General features: G+C 73.1%; 1 protein-coding gene and 2 pseudogenes. All 3 read left to right on the top strand.

The window, feature by feature from the left end; all coding sequences use genetic code 11:
• Nucleotides 1-396: pseudogene (locus ACFU99_RS40170) on the top strand (hypothetical protein); the annotation flags it as partial.
• On the top strand, nucleotides 389-2,326 hold the full coding sequence (locus ACFU99_RS40165) for a TOMM precursor leader peptide-binding protein (RefSeq protein ID WP_384402672.1): 1,938 nt from the start codon (nucleotides 389-391) through the stop codon (nucleotides 2,324-2,326). The pseudogene ACFU99_RS40170 and the gene ACFU99_RS40165, both read left to right, overlap by 8 nt.
• Nucleotides 2,323-2,687 (top strand): annotated as a pseudogene (locus ACFU99_RS40160) (hypothetical protein); the annotation flags it as partial. The gene ACFU99_RS40165 and the pseudogene ACFU99_RS40160, both read left to right, overlap by 4 nt.

Raw genomic sequence — 2,687 nt, 5'->3', positions numbered from 1 at the left:
AAGCTCCTGGAGATCGTCGACCAGTCCGTCGAAGTCCACGACCTGACGGCCCTGATCGGGCTGCCCTCCTTCGCTTTCTCCACCCCGGACGCCACCGTCGCCTACGTCAGCGACCTGGACGTCGACGCCGCGCTGGAGAAGGGGCTGGAGCGCACGCTCCTCGCCTACCAGTCGCGCGCCGCCGACCAGCCCGGCTACGCCCCGGCGCCCGTCCCGGACCTTCCCTCGGATCTACGCGGGGAGACCGGCCCGCGGCCGGAGTCCGTGACCCTCGAAGCGGCCGTGGCGGGGCTGACGCGCGAGGGCGGCCGGGTGGTCGCGGTACCGCTCGACCACGATCCGCTCGTCGCCCGGATGTGCCCGTTCGTGGCGCGAGCCGTGGTCGTCCATGGCTGATCAGCCCGAAGCGTCGCCCGAACCGCGCCAAGCGCTCCAAGTACTCCAAGCGCCTCAAGTACTGCACGAACCCCACCAGTTGATCGTCGGACCGTGGGCTCCGGGCTGCCCCGAGTGCCTGCGCACCAGGCGCTCCGCGGCGGCTTTCGCCTCGCCCGAACGCACCGCGGAGCTGACGGCCGAGGTGCGCGGCGGCGACCTGCCGAGCTTCCTGGCGGACACGGTGACCGCGCTGGCGGCGGCCGGGGGCTTGTACGGGCCGGGGACCGCGCCGCCGTACGGTCCGGAGGCCGGGGCTCCGCACGGCCCCGGGACCGGACCTTCGCCCGCGCCGGAAGCCGGACCCGCGTCCAGGCCTGAGGCCGGGGACTCGTACGGACCGCAGGCCGGTCGCTCGGCCGGCCCGGAGTCCAGGACCACGAGCGGATCGGCCCCCGGGCAGGCCGCGCCGCCGCCCGTACCCCCCGCCCCCCACCGGTTCTGGACACTGGACAGCGCCACCCTGGCCATGTCCCGCCACGGCTACCTGCCCGATCCCCGCTGCCCCGAATGCTCCGAGCTGCCGCTCGACACCGAGCAGGGCGCGCGGATCACCCGTACGGCGCGGCCGAAGCTGTCCCCCGGATCGAGCCGCGTCCGGCGGCTGGACGGGGACGCGCTGGACACCGTGTATGTCGACGCGCAGAGCGGGCTGATCCCCTCCGTCACGTCGTACACGCAGCACGCGTTCCCGTTCACCGAGGCCGTCATGGCGGTGCCCGGGGTCTCGGTGGAGGCCGCCGGGTACGGGCGCACGCGGGATTTCGCGTCGGCGCGGGCCATCGCGGTGGCGGAGTCGCTGGAGCGGCTGGCCGCGTACGAGACGAGCAGGCGGACGAGCGTCAGGGCCGGGTACGCGGAGGTGGCCGACGACGCGGTCGACCCGCGGTCGCTCGGGCTGTATCCCGCCGACCGGTACCGCGCCCCGGGCTTCCCGTACCGGGAGTTCACCGAGGACGCGGTGGCCGACTGGGTGTGGGGCTGGTCGTTCGGCCAGGGCCGGCCCGTGCTCGTACCCGAGGACTTCGTCTACTACCGGCTGCACAAGCCGGGCGGCGGCAACCCCGGCGGCGAGCGCGCGTTCGCGTGCGAGATCTCCAGCGGCTGCGCGCTCGGCGGCTGCTACGAGGAGGCGGTGCTGCACGGCGTCCTCGAAGTCGCGGAGCGCGACGCGTTCCTGACGGCCTGGTACGGGCGGACGCCGCTGCCCGAGATCGACCCGGCCGCCGTGCCCGACCGCCGCATTCCGCTCGTGGCCGAGCGCATCGGGCGGCGGGGATACCGGGTGCGGATCTTCGACACCACGCGGGAACACGGGATTCCCTCATTCTGGACGTTCGCCGAGGACGCCACCGGCACCGGGCAACGGCCCAAAGCCGTCTCGACCGGCGGCAGCGGTCTGAACCCGGCCGAGGCGATCCTCGCCGCGCTCCACGAACTCAGCCAGACCGTCGAGTACGTGAGCCTGCTCGCGCTCGACCCGGACTGGCGCGACCGCGCCCAGCACCTGGCCGACTGCCCGGACGACGTCCGCTCGATGGCCGACCATCTGCTGTGCGCCGCGAACCCGACGACGTTCGACCGGTACTCCTTCCTGCTCGACGACTCGACGGAGTCGACCTGGCAGCAAGGGCTCGACCGCTGGCACTGGCCCGGCAACACGGACATCGGCGCGGATCTCGACGAGGCCGTACGGCGGTTCGCCGCGGCCGGCATGGACGTCATAGCCGTCGACACCACCTCTACGGAACAGGCCGCGGGAGGCTTCACATGCGTCAAGGTGATAGCACCGGGGTCGGTGCCGATGACCTTCGGACACCCGGCCCGGCGGGTGACGGGACTGCCCCGGCTGCCGCTGGTGCGCAACCCGCACCCGCATCCCTTCCCATGAGCGAGGACTCGACCGGAAAGGGCGTCGGCCGGGAGTTCTGGCGCGTCACCCTGGAAGACCTCGCCGAGGCGATGGAGGCCCGGCAGTCGGAGTACGGCAACCCGGACGAGCCGCTGAAGTTCAAGCTCTACCGCGGCCTGCCCCGCCGCCCGCTGACGACCCGGGTGCCCGCGGAGCTGACGCGGACCGAGGAGTTCGACGAGCGGGCGCTCTCGACGCTGCTGCGCTACGGATACGGCATCTCCCGGCAGGAGTTCGACACCAACGGCACCTGGCCCTACCACCGGATGGTCGCGTCCGCGCGCTGCCTCTTCGGCGTCCAGCTGTACGTGTGCCTGGCCGACGGCGTCTACCACTACGA

The sequence above is a fragment of the Streptomyces sp. NPDC057654 genome (assembly GCF_042800135.1).
Classification (GTDB): domain Bacteria; phylum Actinomycetota; class Actinomycetes; order Streptomycetales; family Streptomycetaceae; genus Streptomyces.
The sequence above is the reverse complement of the archived record's forward strand: the minus strand, read 5'-3'. Positions and strand labels throughout refer to the sequence as shown.